Source organism: Flavonifractor sp. An112 (assembly GCF_002161085.1).
GTDB classification, from domain to species: domain Bacteria; phylum Bacillota; class Clostridia; order Oscillospirales; family Oscillospiraceae; genus Flavonifractor; species Flavonifractor avicola.
The window spans coordinates 1-16,110 of the sequence record NZ_NFLU01000025.1 but is presented as its reverse complement, the minus strand read 5'-3'; the positions used below and the strand labels follow the sequence as shown (position 1 = coordinate 16,110).

Below are 16,110 nucleotides of genomic sequence, written 5' to 3'. Positions count from 1 at the left end.
GGGTGCAGGGGGAGGAAGGGGGTACAAGGAATGTGTTTTGGAATGTGTCAAAATGCTGGGACAGATGACGAAAATAAAATGGAAGGGAACAAGTAAGAGAGATTGCAGGGGGGCGCGGCAGATGCGCCCCCCTTTCGTTTAAAAGACATTTTTTAAGGTGAGCTGCTCCGCCTCACTGAGCAGTTCGATCTGGGTGACCAGCCGGGCGTTGGCGGCGGCGTATTCGCCGTATTCCTGGCTCTCCAGCAGGGCCAGGGTCTCCTGGAAGCCGGCGTAGATCTGGTCGGTGTCGGCGTGGCGGAGCAGGACGTGGAGATACACATCCCGCTCCCGCCAGGTTTGCAGGGCCTCTTCCGTCAGGGAACGGGCTTCCTCCCAGCGGTCGGCCCGGGCCAGGGTCTGAGCTTCATCCAGAGCGTCGGACAGACCCTGGGTAAAGCCCCGCAGGGACCAGGTATGGAGCAGGGTGCCGCACAGCAGGGCAGCCAGCAGTGCCAGGGCGATCCACAGCCGCTTCACCGGACCGCCTCCTTTTCAATGACGCAGACCTTGTTGGTCTCATCCACCGTCAGCAGAAACACGTCCTGGGTCCGTTTCACATGGTGCTGCTGAAGTTGCTTGTCCAGCCACACCTCGTCCAGGCCCCGGCTATGGAGATTGCGGGTGATGACCCGTCCGTCGTTGATCATGACCACCGGCAGCCCCGGTTCCGGCAGGTGCAGATCCAGGTCCTGAGTGGTGGGCGGCTTCTGGGCGGCGAAGGGGAGAACGGACAGCTGGCCGTTGGTCTCCAGAATGGCATACTTGACGGTGGAAAGGTCGGTAACCCCCTTCATCCGCAGTTCCTCCATCAGTTCATCCAAAGTGAAGCGGTTGCGCTTCATCTCGCCCTGGCGCAGTTTCCCGTTTTCCACGATGATGCTGGGACGGCCGCAGAGCACCGCCCGGAATTTGATGCTCTTCATGGTGAGCACCGACAGGGCCATGGTGATGCACAGCAGGGTGAGGATGGGGATGAGGCCGGTGAGCAGAGGAATGCCGAAGTCCTGCATGGGGACGGCGGCCAGATCGGCGATGAGCAGGGCCAACACCAGCTCGGAGGGCTCCAGCTCACCCACCTGCCGCTTGCCCATCAGCCGGATACCGGCAATAATAAAGGCATAAAGAATGATTGTGCGTAAAAAGGCAATGACCATGAAACGACCTCCCGGAGATCACGATACTCTCAGTATGGCCGGGATGGCGGCAGATATACAAAAGGAGGGAACCGATGAAAAAAAGGACAGCGGCCCTGCTGGCAGCGGGAGGGACGGCGGCCGGTATCCTGCTGGCGGCAGCTCTGGACGTGCGCCTTGCGGTGCGGTACTATACGGTGGAGAGCGACCAGGTGGACAGTCCCATCCGGCTGGCGGTGCTCACCGACCTTCACGCCTGCCGATACGGGAAAAACCAGGAGCAGCTGGTGGCGGCAGTGGCCGCCCAGAACCCGGATCTGGTGCTGATGTGCGGGGATATTGTGGACGATGAGCCCCGGATGGAGGAGTGGCGCGCCCTGCTCACGGTGAAAAAGCTGGCCGACCGCTGGCCGGTGTACTACGCCGCGGGCAACCACGAGTACCGCACCGGCCGGCTGGCGGAGATCAAAAAGCTGCTGACCGCCTGCGGGGCGGTGGTGTTGGACGGCAAGTGTGTCCGGGTGGCCGCCGGGGGCCAGATGGTGCAGATCGGCGGCGTCGACGACCCGGAGACGGGGGAGGAGAACTGGGAGGCCCAACTGTCCGCGGCCGGCAGCGGCCTGGACGGCAGCCACTTCTCCGTTCTGCTCACCCACCGGCCCGAGCGGGTGAGCGACTATGCCGACAGCGGATTTGATCTGGTGCTGGCCGGTCACGCCCATGGGGGTCAATGGCGGCTGCCCGGCCTCATCAACGGCGTACTGGCTCCCAATCAGGGAATGTTCCCCACCTATGCCGGCGGGCGCTATGAGATCGGCGGTGCCACCCTCATTGTCAGCCGGGGACTGGCCCGGGAGAGCACCCGGGTGCCCCGTCTGTTCAACCGGCCGGAGCTGGTGGTGGTGGACATAGAACCACCAAAATAATTATGAGGGCATCTATAGTTTTTTGAGACATTCGGGGCGCATTGACCGTGAAAAACGGGGGATGCGCTCCGACTTTTTGTCCAAAATTACGATTTTGAAAAAGAAGGGAAAAAGGGAGTTGCCGGAGGCGGATATTTAGAGTACAATCGAACAAATATCATGGAAAGAAAGGCGTGATGCAGGAGATGAAGGCGACCTTGATTCTGGAGAACGGCGCCATGTTCCAGGGCGTCAGCATGGGCTCCCCCGCAGACCGGGTGTGCGAAATGGTGTTCAACACCTCCATGACCGGCTACCAGGAGATCCTGACCGATCCCTCCTATGCGGGACAGGGAATCGTGATGAGCTATCCCCTCATTGGCAATTACGGCGTAAACCACGAGGATAATGAGTCCTCCCGGCCCTGGGCTGAGGCATTTATTGTGCGGCATCTGGCCCGGCGGGGCAGCAATTTCCGCTGCGAGGGTGAGCTGGACGCCTATCTGAAACAATATGACATTACCGGGATCGAGGGCGTGGATACCCGGGCTTTAACCAGAATACTCCGCAGTCAGGGGACCATGAATGGCATGATCACCTGTGCGGAGCATTTTCATGTTGAGGAGTGCCTGGAGAAGATCCATGCCTACCGGGTGGAGGGTACCGTGGAAAAGGTAACCCGGAAGGCGCCCCAGCTCTATCCCGCTCTGGGCGAGCAGAAGCTGCGGGTGGCCCTGATGGACTACGGCGTGAAGGAGAACATGATCCGCTGCCTTCAGAAGCGGGGCTGCCAGGTCACCGTCTATCCTGCCCATACCCCGGCGGAGACCATCCTCACCGGCGGCTATGACGGCGTCATGCTCTCCAACGGCCCCGGCGACCCGGCGGACAATGTGGACATTATTAAAGAGGTACGCAAACTCTACGACTCCAGCCTGCCCCTCTTTGCCGTCTGCCTGGGTCACCAGCTGCTGGCTCTGGCCACCGGCGCCGAGACCCGGAAGATGCGCTTCGGCCACCGGGGGGGCAACCACCCGGTGAAGGATCTGGCCGCCGGACGGGCCTTTATTACCAGCCAGAACCACGGCTATGTGGTCACCGCCGAGAGCGTGGACCCCGCTGTGGCGGAGATCTCTCACGTCAACGTCAACGAGGGCAGTGTGGAGGGCCTGCGCTATAAGCGGCCCAACTGCTTCACCGTCCAGTTCCACCCCGAGGCCTCCCCCGGCCCCATGGACACCGAATATCTCTTTGACCGCTTTGTGGACAGCATGAAGGGAGGCGACCGGTAATGCCCAAGAATCCGAATATTAAGAAGGTACTGGTGCTGGGCTCCGGCCCCATCGTCATCGGCCAGGCCGCCGAGTTTGACTACGCAGGTACCCAGGCCTGCCGCGCCCTGAAGGAAGAGGGCGTGGAGGTGGTGCTGGTCAACTCCAACCCCGCCACCATCATGACCGACAAGGACATTGCTGATCATGTGTATATTGAACCCCTGAACATCGCCAGCGTGGAGCAGGTGATCCAGAAGGAGCGCCCCGACTCCATCCTGCCCACTCTGGGTGGCCAGACCGGCCTGAACCTGGCTATGAACCTCCACGAGCAGGGCATCCTGCAGCAGTACGGCGTCAAGCTGCTGGGCACCAGCCCTGAGTCCATCCGCAAGGCGGAGGACCGCCAGGGCTTTAAGGACGCTATGGAGGCCATCGGCCAGCCCTGCGTCACCTCCGACGTGGTGGAGAGCGTGGAGGACGCCGTAGCCTTCGCCAGCAGCATTGGCTACCCCGTCATTGTCCGCCCCGCCTATACCCTGGGCGGCACCGGCGGCGGCATTGCCTACGACGAGATGTCCCTGCGGGAGATTGCCGACCGCGGCATCCATCTCAGCCGCGTGGGCCAGGTGCTCATCGAACGCTGCATCTCCGGCTGGAAGGAGATCGAGTTCGAGGTCATGCGTGACTCCGCCGGCAACGTGATCCAGATCTGTTCCATGGAGAACGTAGACCCGGTGGGCGTCCACACCGGCGACTCCATCGTGGTGGCCCCTACCCAGACCCTGGCCAACCGGGAATTCCAGATGCTGCGTAAGGCCTCCCTGGACATCATCTCCGCCCTGGAGATCGAGGGTGGCTGTAACGTGCAGCTGGCTCTGAATCCCGATTCCTTCGAGTACGCGGTCATTGAGGTCAACCCCCGCGTGAGCCGCTCCTCCGCCCTGGCCTCCAAGGCCACCGGCTACCCCATCGCCAAGGTGGCCGCCAAGATCGCCCTGGGCTATACCCTGGACGAGATCCCCAATGCGGTGACCGGCAAGACCACCGCCTGCTTTGAGCCCACCCTGGACTACTGTGTGCTGAAGATTCCCCGCCTGCCCTTTGATAAGTTCACCACCGCCAGCCGCACTTTGGGCACCCAGATGAAGGCCACCGGCGAGGTCATGGCCATCGGCAACTCCTTTGAGGGTGCCCTGATGAAGGCCATCCGTTCTCTGGAACTGCCTGTGAAGTCCCTGCGCCTGCCTGGCCTGGATCAGCTGTACACCGAAGAGATCGAGGAGCGGCTGGTAAATATCGACGACCAGCGCCTCTTCGTGGTGGCCGAGGCCCTGCGCCGGGGCTTCTCCCCCGAGAAGATCAACAAGATCACCAAGTACGACCTGTGGTTCCTGGACCGGCTCCAGAACATCGTGGACATGGAGGACAAACTGGACCACGGCCATCTGGATGCCGATACCCTGCGCATGGCCAAGGAGATGGGCTTCTCCGACGCCTGGATTGCCGCCCTGTCCGGCAAGAAGCGGGGAGAGATCAAGACCCTGCGTGAGTCCTATGGCATCCGCCCCGCCTTCAAGATGGTGGACACCTGCGCCGCCGAGTTTGAGGCTCAGACCCCCTACTACTACTCCACCTACGATGAGGAGAACGAGGCCGCCGAGGAGCTTCATCTGCCCCAGGTGGGCGAGCTGGCTCCCCATATCCCGGAGGCTCCCTGGCTGGCTGCTGCTACGCCTGAGGCCCACCGGCCCGGTCAGGACAAGAAGAAGGTGCTGGTGCTGGGCTCCGGCCCCATCCGCATCGGCCAGGGCATCGAGTTCGACTACTGCTCCGTCCATTCCGTCTGGGCTTTTAAGCGCCTGGGTTATGAGACCATTATCATCAACAACAACCCCGAGACTGTGTCCACCGACTTCGACGTGGCCGACAAGCTGTACTTTGAGCCTCTGACCCCCGAGGACGTGGAGGCCGTGGTGGAGTTGGAGAAGCCCTGGGGCGCCGTGGTGCAGTTCGGCGGCCAGACCGCCATCAAGCTGGCTCAGGCCCTCACCAACATGGGTGTGCCCATCCTGGGCACCTCCGCCGACGGCGTGGACGCCGCCGAGGACCGGGAGCGCTTTGACGAGATCCTCAACCAGTGCAAGATTCCCCGCGCCGCCGGTAAGACAGTGTTTACCACCGAGCAGGCTCTGGAGGCGGCCCACGAGGTGGGCTACCCCGTGCTGGTGCGCCCCTCCTATGTGCTGGGCGGCCAGGGCATGGAGATTGCCTACAACGACCGCAACATCACCGAGTTCATGCGCATCATCAATCAGGTGGAGCAGGAGCATCCCATCCTGGTGGATAAGTATCTGATGGGCCGTGAGGTGGAAGTGGACGGCGTGTTTGACGGGGAGGATCTGCTCATCCCCGGCATCATGGAGCACATCGAGCGGGCCGGCGTCCACTCCGGCGACTCCATCTCCGTCTATCCTCCCATCCATATCGAGGAGAAGCACAAGGAGACCATCTACCGCTATACCTACGACCTGTCCAAGGCTCTGGGTGTGGTGGGCCTGGTGAACATCCAGTTTGTCATCTATGACGACACAGTGTATGTCATCGAGGTCAACCCCCGCTCCTCCCGTACCATCCCCTATATCTCCAAGGTCACCGGCGTGCCCATCATCGACTTGGCCACTAAGGTTATGCTGGGGCAGAAGCTGAAAGACCTGGGCTACGGTACCGGCATCTACAAAGAGGCCGACTACTACGCTGTGAAAATGCCGGTGTTCTCCTTCGAGAAGCTCACCGACGTGGACACCGGCCTGGGCCCCGAGATGAAGTCCACCGGCGAGTGCCTGGGTCTGGCCGAGTCCTTCCCCCAGGCCCTGCTGAAGGCCTTTAAGGGCGCCAACATGAAGGCTCCCAAGAAGGGCGGGCGCATCATCATCACCGTCAAGGACGAGGACAAGGGCGAGATCATCGGTATCGCCCAGGGCTTTGCCGACATGGGCATTGAGATCCTGGCCACCAGCGGCACCTGCGACGCCCTCAACGCCGTGGGCATCCCCGCTCGCAAGGTGGCTCGGGTCTCCGAGGCTCACCCCAACATCCTGGACATGATCGCTTCCGGCACCGTGGATCTGGTCATCAATACCCCCACCCGGGGCCGCCGCCACGATACTGACGGCTTCAAGATCCGCCGCTCCACCGTGGAGCACTCCGTGGCCTGCATCACCGCTATTGACACCGCCCGGGCCATGCTCACCATCCGAACCCAGGGCCGGCCCTCCGACCTGCGGCCCATTGATATTACTCAGATTTAAATAAAATGGGAACTTCCCCCTTCCGGATTCGTCTGATAAAAAGGACCTAAGAATCTGGAAGGGGGAGTTTTTATGCGTAAACTGGTTCCTTTAACCCTGGCGGCCTGCCTGCTGGCCGTCTCGCTGACCGGATGCAGTGCTCCGGACAGAGGCCCTGCGGCTGAAAAACCGGTGATCTACCTCTACCCGGAGGAAGAAACCAAGGTCTCCGTTACCCTGGACTTTGATGGGAAACTGACCGCCACCTATCCCGCCTATGGGGACGGCTGGACGGTGGACGCTTCTCCCGACGGCACCCTCACGGACCCGACCACCGGACGGCAGTACTACTGCCTGTTCTGGGAGGGGATCAGCCAAACCGAATATGACTTTTCCACCGGGTTTTGCGTGGCTGGGGAAAACACCGCCGCATTTCTGGAGGACGCCCTGGCCCAGTTGGGCCTGACGGAGCAGGAGGCCAACGAGTTTATCATCTACTGGCTGCCCAAGATGGAGCACAACCCCTATAACCTGATCTCCTTCCAACAGGAGGCCTACACCGACAGCGCCAAGCTGACCATTGACCCGGCCCCGGATACCCTGATCCGGGTATTCATGGCCTGGCAGGAGTTGGACCAGCCGGTGGAGGTGGAGCCCCAGACGCTTGCTGCTCCGGAGCGCACTGGCTTTACCGTTGTAGAGTGGGGCGGCGCGGAGATAGGTGCCTGAATAAAAGGCCGCTGAGCTGTCAGAACTCGGCGGCCTTTTTGCTGCTATTGCGGGAGGGAAGAAAACATGATATTCTAAGCGGGCATAGGCTGTCGTGGAAAGAAGGCGGGCCGGACGTGAAAACAAGGGAATATCAGTATGATAATCTGCGCCTTTTGCTCATTGCCCTGGTGGTGCTGGGGCACCTGCTGGAGATTGCGGGGGAATTTCCCCACAAAGAGACGCTGTATGCTGTAATCTACTCCTTTCATATGCCTGCCTTTTTGTTTCTCAGCGGAATGTTTGCCAGGTTTGATCGGAGCAAGTGGATCTTTGGCATGGCGCTGCCCTATCTGGTCCTCCAGTGGTTGTACACCGCCTTTGTGGAAAAGTTGGGGGACCCCTGGGTTCATGTGCAGTTTTCCAGGCCCTACTGGATCTTGTGGTACCTCTTTGTGCTGGCCATTTACACCCTCTTGCTACCGGTGTACGACGCGCCGTCCGCCACGGGGCGGTGGCTGATGGTTGCCGCGTCGGTAGCTTTGGCGCTGCTGGTGGGCTGTGACAAGAGCATCGACTACCAGTGGAGCGCCTCCCGGATTATCGCCTTCCAGCCTTGGTTTCTGTTGGGCTACTACTTCAGACGGGCGGACGGCCTGCGAGCCCGCTGGAACGGGGGAGGACGGACCCTCAGAGGGATTGTGCTGGGCCTTGCGGTCGCCTGCTGCGTGCTTTTAGAGTGGCTGCTGCTGCGGCAGGGTGTGACCGCAAAAATGATGCTGGGCGCCTACGGCTATGAGGATCTGGGCTATAGCTGGCAGATGCGGGGACTTATCATGTGCTGCGCGGCCAGTGTGATTTTTCTCCTGTTTGCAGGCCTGGCCCCTCACCTTAAGCGCAGAATCCCGGTGATAACTGTTTTGGGGCAGAATACCCTGCCCATCTATCTGTTCCACGGCTTTTTCTTCCATCTGCTCCGGCTGAAATTCCCCTATTTGCTGGCCCAATCGTGGCAGGTGCTACTGGTATGGGTGGGGCTGCTGCTTCTGTTGGGCAATCCGGCGACAGGGCGTGTCACCAGCTTCCTGTTCGGCGGGGGATGGTATCACCTGCTTCAAACGCGGCGCGGACGTGGGAGAAGTATTGCGCCTGGGGAAAAAATATGATATTCTAAGCTATAATTGTTACGCAAATTTTCGGAAACCTATAGACTCCATAGAAAGAAGGAACTTGAATGTCCCATCAGACCGTGATCGTTCTGGACTTCGGCGGCCAGTACAATCAGCTCATTGCCCGTCGGGTCCGTGAGTGCGGCGTGTACTGCGAGGTCAAGCCCTATACCACTCCGCTGGAGCAGCTGAAGGCCATGAAGCCCATCGGCTTCATCTTTACCGGCGGCCCCAACAGCGTGTACGACGAGAAGGCCCCCCATGTGGACCCCGCCATTTTTGAGCTGGGGGTGCCTGTGCTGGGCATCTGCTACGGCTGCCAGCTGATGGCCCATACGTTGGGCGGTCAGGTCACCGCCGCCCAGGAGGATACCGCCCGAGAGTACGGCAAGACCGAGACCTATTACGACACCACTTGCAAGCTCTTCAAGGGCCTGCCGGAGCAGGGCATCTCCTGGATGAGCCACGGCGACTATATGGCCAAGGTGCCCGAGGGCTTTGCCCTCACCGCCCGTACCGACGCCTGCCCCAATGTGGCCATTGCCGATGAGAAGCGGGGCTTCTACGGCGTGCAGTACCACCCCGAGGTGAACCACACTCAGCATGGTGTGGACATGATCCGCAACTTCCTCTATGAGGTGTGCGGCGCCACCGGCGACTGGACCATGGAAGATTACAAGAATACCGCCATCCGGGACATCCGGGAGAAGGTGGGCGACGGCAAGGTTCTGCTGGCCCTGTCCGGCGGTGTGGACTCCTCTGTGGCGGCCGCACTGCTGGCCGAGGCAGTGGGCAAGCAGCTCACCTGCGTATTCGTGGACCATGGCCTCATGCGCAAGAATGAGGGCGACGAGGTGGAGGCTGCCTTTGCCCGCTGGGATATTAACTTTGTCCGGGTGGATGCTGAGACCCGTTTCCTGCTGAAGCTGGCCGGTGAGGCTGAGCCTGAGCGCAAGCGTAAGATCATTGGCGAGGAGTTCATCCGTGTCTTTGAGGAAGAGGCCAAGAAGATCGGCCGGGTGGATTACCTGGTCCAGGGTACTATCTACCCCGACGTCATTGAATCCGGTGCCGGCGATGCCGCCGTCATCAAGAGCCACCACAACGTAGGCGGTCTGCCCGACTATGTGGACTTCAAGGAGATCATCGAGCCCCTGCGGCTGCTGTTTAAGGATGAGGTGCGTCAGCTGGGCCGCGAGCTGGGCCTGCCCGAGTACCTGGTCATGCGCCAGCCCTTCCCCGGCCCCGGCCTGGCCATCCGTGTGATCGGCGACCTGACCAAGGAGAAGCTGGATACCCTCAGGGACGCCGACGCCATCTACCGGGAGGAGATCGCCGCCGCCGGTGAGGACAAGAACATCAACCAGTATTTCGCCGTACTCACCAACACCCGCTCCGTGGGCGTTATGGGCGACGGCCGCACCTACGATTATACGCTGGCCCTCCGCGCTGTTACTACCAGCGACTTTATGACTGCTGACTGGGCCCGTATCCCCTATGACGTACTGGACCGTATTTCCACCCGTATCGTCAACGAGGTCAAGGGTATCAACCGTATCGTCTACGATATTACCAGTAAGCCCCCGGCAACCATTGAGTGGGAATAAGAAAAAACTGTATTTTTGAGCCCGCAAAGCCTTGGAAATGCAGGTTTTTTCAAAATTCTCACGGTGTATTGATTGCAAAATGATTGCACCGCATGTTGCCAGGTTATTCTGACGGTTATTGGACGCCGGTGGAATATATGTGACAGGCTGCGACAAAATTCCCAATTCTGACAGAAGCCAAACGGCTCTGCTGACTGTGTGTTTACAGTCGGCAGAGCCGTTTTTTATTCCTTCGAATCAGCCATATTCTGGCGCAGGGCATCCAGTCTGTCACGGGTCTCCCGTGCCTTTACTTCCGGGAAGGTGTACCGCCAACGGTCATACTCCTCTTTGGAGATCTCTCCCAACTGATACCGGCGCAGTACCGTATACCAGGCATTGAAGTCGTCCCGGAACTTTAACCGGGCATCAATGCTGTTGAAATGCAGGCAAAGCTCCCCGTCCAATTTTCCAATCTGCAGGCCATAGAGATCTTCAATGGCAAAGAGCGTGTGCATGAACCCCTGATAGGTATCGATATCCGGCACATTCAAGGCATCAGGAGATACTTGGAGGAGATGCGCCAGATGCTCCGTCAAATCCGCTTTGGGCGTACGGAGACCCTTCTCGTACTGGGACATACGAACCTCGGCAGTACGTGGAGAAAAGCCGACCGCTGTTCCCAGTACCTTCAATGTCATCCCACGCAGATTGCGAAAGAACCGAATCCGCTCACCGATTGCCATATTCGATCTCCTCACTCCATTTTGTTTATATCAGTATAACAGAGTAAACGCAATACCGTCAATGACTAAAATAAAAAAGTTTTAGAATCGACAAGAAATGCATTGACTAAAGCAAATTAGTATTATATTATAAGCACAACTCAACTGAAAACAGTTGTGAAATAAGAAAGGAATGATTGTATGAAATCGGAACAGATCTATATGCGTGCCCAGGAGGTAGCAGATGAACTTGGTGTGTCTGTGGCCTATGCCTACAAGGTGATCCGCACCTTGAACAAGGAGTTGGAAGAGAGGGGATTCATCGTTCTCCAGGGACGGGTGGACCGCAGATTCTTCCATGAGAAGATGTACGCCACCAAGGATGAGGGGAGAGACGGAAGCTATGCCGGCGTATAAGGATAAAAAGAACGGCAGTTGGTATTTGCAGTTTCGTTATACTGACTGGACAGGGGAACGCAGACCCAAGGTAAAGCGTGGTTTTGCTACCAAGCGGGAGGCCCTGGAGTGGGAGCGGCAGTTCCTGATGCAGCGGAAGGCTGACAACAATATGACCTTTGAGAGTTTTGTGGAGTTGTATGAGCGTGATATGAAGCCCAAGGTGCGTCTGAACACTTGGAAAACCAAAGCAAGTGTGATCCAGAGTAAAATCATGCCCTATTTTGCGAAAAAGCGGCTTTGTGAGATTACCGCCAGGGATGTACTGGAATGGCAAAACACAATGCGCCAGCTCTGTGATAAGCAGGGAGACACCTATACAGATACCTATCTGCGTAATATTCACAATCAACTCACGGCCATTTTCAACCATGCAGTCAAATTTTATGATCTGCAGGTCAATCCGGCAACCAAGGCGGGCAGCATGGGACAGAAAGAGCGGCGGGAAATGGAGTTCTGGACCAAAGAAGAATACCTCCGGTTTGCAGATGCCATGATGGACAAGCCCATGTCTTTCTATGCCTTTGAAGTGCTGTACTGGACAGGTGTCCGCCTGGGGGAGCTGCTGGCCCTGACAAAACGGGATTTTGACTTTGAAAAGCGGACCATGACCATCAATAAGTCCTACCAGAGAATTGACAAGCAGGACCTCATTACAGAACCCAAAACGCCCAAGAGCAATCGAACGATCCAGCTTCCCAAGTTTCTGTGTGAGGAATTGCAGGACTACTTCCGACAGATTTATGGTGCGGATAAAACCAGCAGAATTTTTCCTGTAACAAAGCACTATTTGCGCCATGAAATGATCCGTGGGTGCCAAGAAACCGGCGTAAAAGAGATTCGTCTGCACGATTTGAGACACAGCCATGTGAGCCTGCTGATCGATATGGGGTTTTCAGCCCTGGCCATTGCTGACCGGGTGGGCCATGAGACCATTGATATTACATACCGCTATGCACACCTGTTTCCATCCAAACAGCGGCAGATGGCAGATCAACTGGATTTTGAAAGGGGTGGGGAATATGTCACAGAAATGCCTTGATCGAAGGGGACGCTGGCGGAATAAGGTGGTGTCCTTTCGGATCTCGCCGGAAGAAGATCTGGAATTGGAACGGGCGGTGCGCTTGTCCGGACTGACCAAGCAGGAATACATTACCAGGCGCATTCTTTGCCGGGATGTGATTGTTCAGGGCAATCCCCGAGTTTACAAGGCATTGAGAAATGAGCTAAATGGAGTCGTAGAAGAGTTAAAGCGACTAGAACCTGGAATGGTAGCGGACCCAGACATGGTGGAGATTCTGCGGTTGATGGCCGAACTTCTCACAGGAATGAAGGAGGGAAGCGACCATGCCAGAAGATAAAAAAACAGCTGCCCTGAACCCATCTGGGCCAACAGATGGAGGGCAACTGCGTCAAAAGAACGCAATTATTATAACAGAAAACCTGGCAGAAGGCAATCCATACCCGGAAAATCCCACAGAGGACATTGAAAAACGTCTGCGTGAGTGGGAGCAGATGCAAAGCCCTGACTATCTCCACATGGTCGGGATGGAGGAACTAATGGATCAGACCTTCCCGGTCAAGGAGCCGGTCATCGATGGTTTACTATACAAAGGAGTGTACCTCTTTGCCGGAGCGCCCAAGATCGGCAAATCCTTTCTGGTGCTCCAGATAGCCTATGCCGTCAGTACAGGACAAGCCATCTGGGACTATCAAGTACATCGTGGAGCGGTGCTCTATCTGGCCCTGGAGGATCAGTACCGGCGACTCCAGGAGCGCATGGCCCGGATGTTTGGGGTAGATGGCCACGGGGATTTAATGTTGGCAGTGGCTGCCAAACAACTCGGACAGGGATTGGAGAAGCAGATGGAGTATTTTCTCAGACGATTCCCCCAAGCCCAGATGATTGTCATTGACACCCTGCAAAAGATACGGGAGACGGCAGGAGATCGTTATAGCTATGCCAGCGACTATGAGATTATTGGCCAACTGAAAACCTTTGCCGATTACCACAATATCTGTATCTTGATTGTTCACCACACCAGAAAGCAACCGTCAGAGGATAGCTTTGAAATGATTTCCGGTACCACCGGCCTGCTGGGATGTGCCGACGGAGCTTTTCTGCTGCACAAGGAGAAGCGTACCGACCACCGGGCTATCCTGGACATTGTAGGCCGTGACCAGCCCGACCAACGGCTCCGCCTGCTCCGCAACGAAGAAAATCTGACTTGGGCGCTGGAGGGGGCGGACTGTGAGCTGTGGAAGGAACCACCTGATCCGCTGTTGGAGCAGGTAGCCCAACTGGTGACACCAGAGCAGCCGGTGTGGCAGGGAAGCGGTGCGGAAATGCTGGAGAGATTGGGGCTGAAAACCACGGCCAGCAGCCTGACCAGGCGGCTCAATGTGCGAGCTGGGCAGTTATATGCTACTTATGGAATTTCCTACAAGAACATAAGAGATAGAGCTGGCAGCCATATCACTTTGAGGCTAGAAACCGAGCCTGTGTGACGCAAGTGACGCTTGTGACGCTAAAAGTGGGTACTGTTTTTTGCGTCACTTGCGTCACAAGCGTCACAGAACCCCAAATAATGGAAAGAGTGATGAGGATATGGAACTGACCTATACAAAAATCGGGGACTATCACTACCCCGACCTTTACCTATCCCAGACAGACGATAACCGCCCCCTGGGCAAGTACGGGCTGCTGCGGAAAACCTATCTGAAGCAGCACCGGCCCATGATGTATGACCGGCTGCTGCTGGTCGGGAAACTGGATGCACACCTCCAGGAAATTGACGCTCTGGCTGCGGAGCAGGTAGACCGGATCGTTGCCGACCTGGCCGCAAAAGAGGGGGTGGACGAGCAGCTGAAAGCCGCCGCTCAGCTGCGCTGGGTGGGACTGATGAACAGCTTCAGAGCTGCCGCAGAGGAGCAGATTCTGCGGGAAATTGTGTATGCCTGACCGGGAAAGTGCCGGGGGACACGGGACACCCCAAAAGGGTGTCCTGGAGTGTAGCGAGCATAGGCTTTGTAGCCACAAAGCCTGGGGCGGCGGAGCCGAAAGGGGCTCCGCCCCTGTAACCCCGGAGGAAGGAGGAACCCTTGAAAAACCGAACCTGTGACATCCACATTCGAGTGACAGAACAGGAGAAACGGAGGATGGAGGCCAGGGCCAGACGAGCCGGAATTGGCCTGTCGGCCTACCTGCGCCGGGTAGGTGTTGGGGAGGATCTGGCCCAGCCAAACCCGGCAGAGTTGTTTGATAATCTGGAAGAAGGTGTGGCCCATGGGTGTCACGAAGATCTGGGCCATCAAGGATAGCCTGAGCCGGGTAGTGGGCTATGCGGAGAACGCAGAAAAGACGGAGTTCTCTGATATACAGCAGGTACTCCACTATGCTCAGAACGACCAGAAGGTCACCAGCGACCCTGAAAAGACCATGTACGTTACCACACTCCACTGCCGCCGTGACCATGCCTGCGAGGATATGCAGTACGTCAAGCGGCACTTCAATAAGACAGGCGGCAATCTGGCTTACCACTGTGTCCAGAGCTTTAAGACCGGCGAGGTATCCCCGGAGCTGTGCCACCAGCTGGGGGTGGAGCTGGCCAGGCGGATGTGGGGCGACCAGTTTCAGGTGCTGATTGCCACCCACTTCAATACCGGTACTTACCATAACCATCTGGTCATTAACTCGGTCAGCTACAAGGACGGCCAGAAGTTCAACTGTGACAAACGGGCTTTTTACCGGATGCGGGAGATCTCCGACGAGCTGTGCCGGGAGCACAATCTGACGGTGATTGAGCATCCCAAGGGAAAAACGCCACGGAGCATCTACTTTGCCGAAAAGATGGGGGCAAATACCCGCTTTCAGTTAATGCGCAAAGCCATTGATTACGCCATCTGTATGTCTGGCGATATGGAGCGGTTTGGTAAAATCCTGCTGGATCTGGGTTATGTGCTGCGGTACGATGAGAAGCTGAAATACCCCACAATCCGATTCATAGACAGCAAAAAGGCGATACGGTTGTGGCGTCTGGGTGAGGACTATGAGATTCAACGTATCCGGCAGCGGATTTATGAACGGCCATTGGCGGCACAATACCAATGCCAGTTCTGGTATAAGGAGGACCGGCAGAAATGGAGGGCCAAGTATCCGGTACCACGCCAACAACAAAGCATCATGCAGCTGATTTTGACCCAGAACAACCTCTACCGGCTCTATCTTCACTACTGCTACCTGCTGGGAGCGATTCCAAAACGCAAAACCCCACGCAAGCCCTTCTCTCCGGCCCTGCGGCTGGAGTTGCAGCGGTTGGATGCTATCACAGCCCAAACCCGTCTGCTGGGCCGTGAGGGACTGGAAACAGCGGAACAGGTGGCGCAGTTTCTTACCAGAACCCAGGAGCAGATCCAGGCAGCAGAGAAACAGCGCAGCGGTATTTATAACAGGCTTCGGCGGTGTAGTGATCCACAGGAGAAGAAACTGCTCAAGTCCCAGCGGGACAGCTGTACCCGACAGCTTACCCAACTTCGCAAGGATAGAAAGAACGCCCGGGAGATTCTTGACAGGATGCCTGAGCGATGCCGGTACATGGAGTGCGAGCTGACGCTGCGGCAGGGACTTGAGCCAAGGGAAAAGATAAAACGACGGTATATGGAACGGTAAAGTACAGGAGGGCAGCCCAACCGGGTTGCCCTCCTTGTTGTATAAAGAAAACCACTCGCTAGGCGAGTGGTTCCAAAAAGCCTATGGCGATGAAAGTGATAAAGAAACTCCCTTTGCTATAATGAAAGTGCGGTCTGCCAACTGCACAAACGATAG

16 protein-coding genes are annotated in these 16,110 nt (G+C 57.5%); 13 read left to right on the top strand and 3 right to left on the bottom strand.

Translation table 11 applies throughout. The features are described 5' to 3' along the window. Positions 1-138 precede the first annotated feature (138 nt). Both B5E56_RS13820 and B5E56_RS13815 read right to left on the bottom strand, forming a co-directional pair. Entirely contained in the window at positions 139-519 is a 381-nt protein-coding gene (locus B5E56_RS13820; RefSeq protein ID WP_087391218.1) for a DUF4363 family protein, read from the bottom strand. Beyond that, a complete protein-coding gene (locus B5E56_RS13815; RefSeq protein WP_087391215.1) occupies positions 516-1,196 on the bottom strand; it encodes a DUF421 domain-containing protein in 681 nt (226 codons plus the stop codon). The genes B5E56_RS13820 and B5E56_RS13815 overlap by 4 nt, the downstream gene beginning before the upstream one ends. Positions 1,197-1,270: 74 nt before the next feature. On the opposite strand from B5E56_RS13815, the gene B5E56_RS13810 reads away from it, so the two are divergent. From B5E56_RS13810 to guaA, 6 genes are all read left to right on the top strand, one after another. Continuing rightward, positions 1,271-2,101: a metallophosphoesterase gene (locus B5E56_RS13810; protein ID WP_087391213.1), complete on the top strand. Its 831-nt coding sequence runs from the start codon at positions 1,271-1,273 to the stop codon at positions 2,099-2,101. 176 nt (positions 2,102-2,277) lie between these two features. After that, positions 2,278-3,372 (top strand): carbamoyl phosphate synthase small subunit, encoded by a 1,095-nt coding sequence (locus B5E56_RS13805; protein WP_087391210.1) that lies wholly within the window; start codon positions 2,278-2,280, stop codon positions 3,370-3,372. Further along, positions 3,372-6,662, top strand: coding sequence for a carbamoyl-phosphate synthase large subunit (gene carB, locus B5E56_RS13800; protein WP_087391207.1), 3,291 nt, complete (start codon positions 3,372-3,374; stop codon positions 6,660-6,662). The genes B5E56_RS13805 and carB overlap by 1 nt, the downstream gene beginning before the upstream one ends. A 72-nt stretch (positions 6,663-6,734) precedes the next feature. Beyond that, the gene (locus tag B5E56_RS13795) at positions 6,735-7,370 is read left to right on the top strand and encodes a hypothetical protein (protein WP_087391204.1); all 636 of its coding nucleotides are present in this window, start codon (positions 6,735-6,737) and stop codon (positions 7,368-7,370) included. Between the two features lie 116 nt (positions 7,371-7,486). Continuing rightward, a complete protein-coding gene (locus B5E56_RS13790; protein ID WP_158098739.1) occupies positions 7,487-8,515 on the top strand; it encodes an acyltransferase family protein in 1,029 nt (342 codons plus the stop codon). A 68-nt stretch (positions 8,516-8,583) separates the two neighbouring features. Further along, on the top strand, positions 8,584-10,125 hold the full coding sequence (gene guaA / locus B5E56_RS13785) for a glutamine-hydrolyzing GMP synthase (RefSeq protein WP_087391198.1): 1,542 nt from the start codon (positions 8,584-8,586) through the stop codon (positions 10,123-10,125). Positions 10,126-10,349: 224 nt separating this feature from the next. On the opposite strand, the gene B5E56_RS13780 is transcribed toward guaA, so the two are convergent. Next, a complete protein-coding gene (locus B5E56_RS13780; protein WP_087391196.1) occupies positions 10,350-10,850 on the bottom strand; it encodes a helix-turn-helix domain-containing protein in 501 nt (166 codons plus the stop codon). A gap of 180 nt (positions 10,851-11,030) precedes the next feature. Between B5E56_RS13780 and B5E56_RS13775 the strand changes: the two genes are divergently transcribed. The 7 genes from B5E56_RS13775 to B5E56_RS13750 all read left to right on the top strand — a co-directional run bounded on the left by B5E56_RS13775 (position 11,031) and on the right by B5E56_RS13750 (position 15,954). Then, a complete protein-coding gene (locus B5E56_RS13775) occupies positions 11,031-11,246 on the top strand; it encodes a transcriptional regulator (protein ID WP_087391193.1) in 216 nt (71 codons plus the stop codon). After that, on the top strand, positions 11,233-12,327 hold the full coding sequence (locus tag B5E56_RS13770) for a site-specific integrase (protein WP_087391190.1): 1,095 nt from the start codon (positions 11,233-11,235) through the stop codon (positions 12,325-12,327). The genes B5E56_RS13775 and B5E56_RS13770 overlap by 14 nt, the downstream gene beginning before the upstream one ends. Next, the gene (locus tag B5E56_RS13765) at positions 12,308-12,646 is read left to right on the top strand and encodes a plasmid mobilization protein (protein ID WP_087391188.1); all 339 of its coding nucleotides are present in this window, start codon (positions 12,308-12,310) and stop codon (positions 12,644-12,646) included. Before B5E56_RS13770 ends, B5E56_RS13765 begins: the two co-directional genes overlap by 20 nt. Further along, positions 12,633-13,793 (top strand): AAA family ATPase, encoded by a 1,161-nt coding sequence (locus B5E56_RS13760; protein WP_242959007.1) that lies wholly within the window; start codon positions 12,633-12,635, stop codon positions 13,791-13,793. Before B5E56_RS13765 ends, B5E56_RS13760 begins: the two co-directional genes overlap by 14 nt. A gap of 100 nt (positions 13,794-13,893) precedes the next feature. Then, on the top strand, positions 13,894-14,247 hold the full coding sequence (locus B5E56_RS13755; RefSeq protein WP_087391185.1) for a TnpV protein: 354 nt from the start codon (positions 13,894-13,896) through the stop codon (positions 14,245-14,247). A gap of 140 nt (positions 14,248-14,387) precedes the next feature. After that, positions 14,388-14,606, top strand: coding sequence for a plasmid mobilization protein (locus B5E56_RS14530; protein ID WP_143383185.1), 219 nt, complete (start codon positions 14,388-14,390; stop codon positions 14,604-14,606). Beyond that, positions 14,572-15,954, top strand: coding sequence for a relaxase/mobilization nuclease domain-containing protein (locus tag B5E56_RS13750; RefSeq protein WP_087391182.1), 1,383 nt, complete (start codon positions 14,572-14,574; stop codon positions 15,952-15,954). The genes B5E56_RS14530 and B5E56_RS13750 overlap by 35 nt, the downstream gene beginning before the upstream one ends. Positions 15,955-16,110 lie beyond the last annotated feature (156 nt).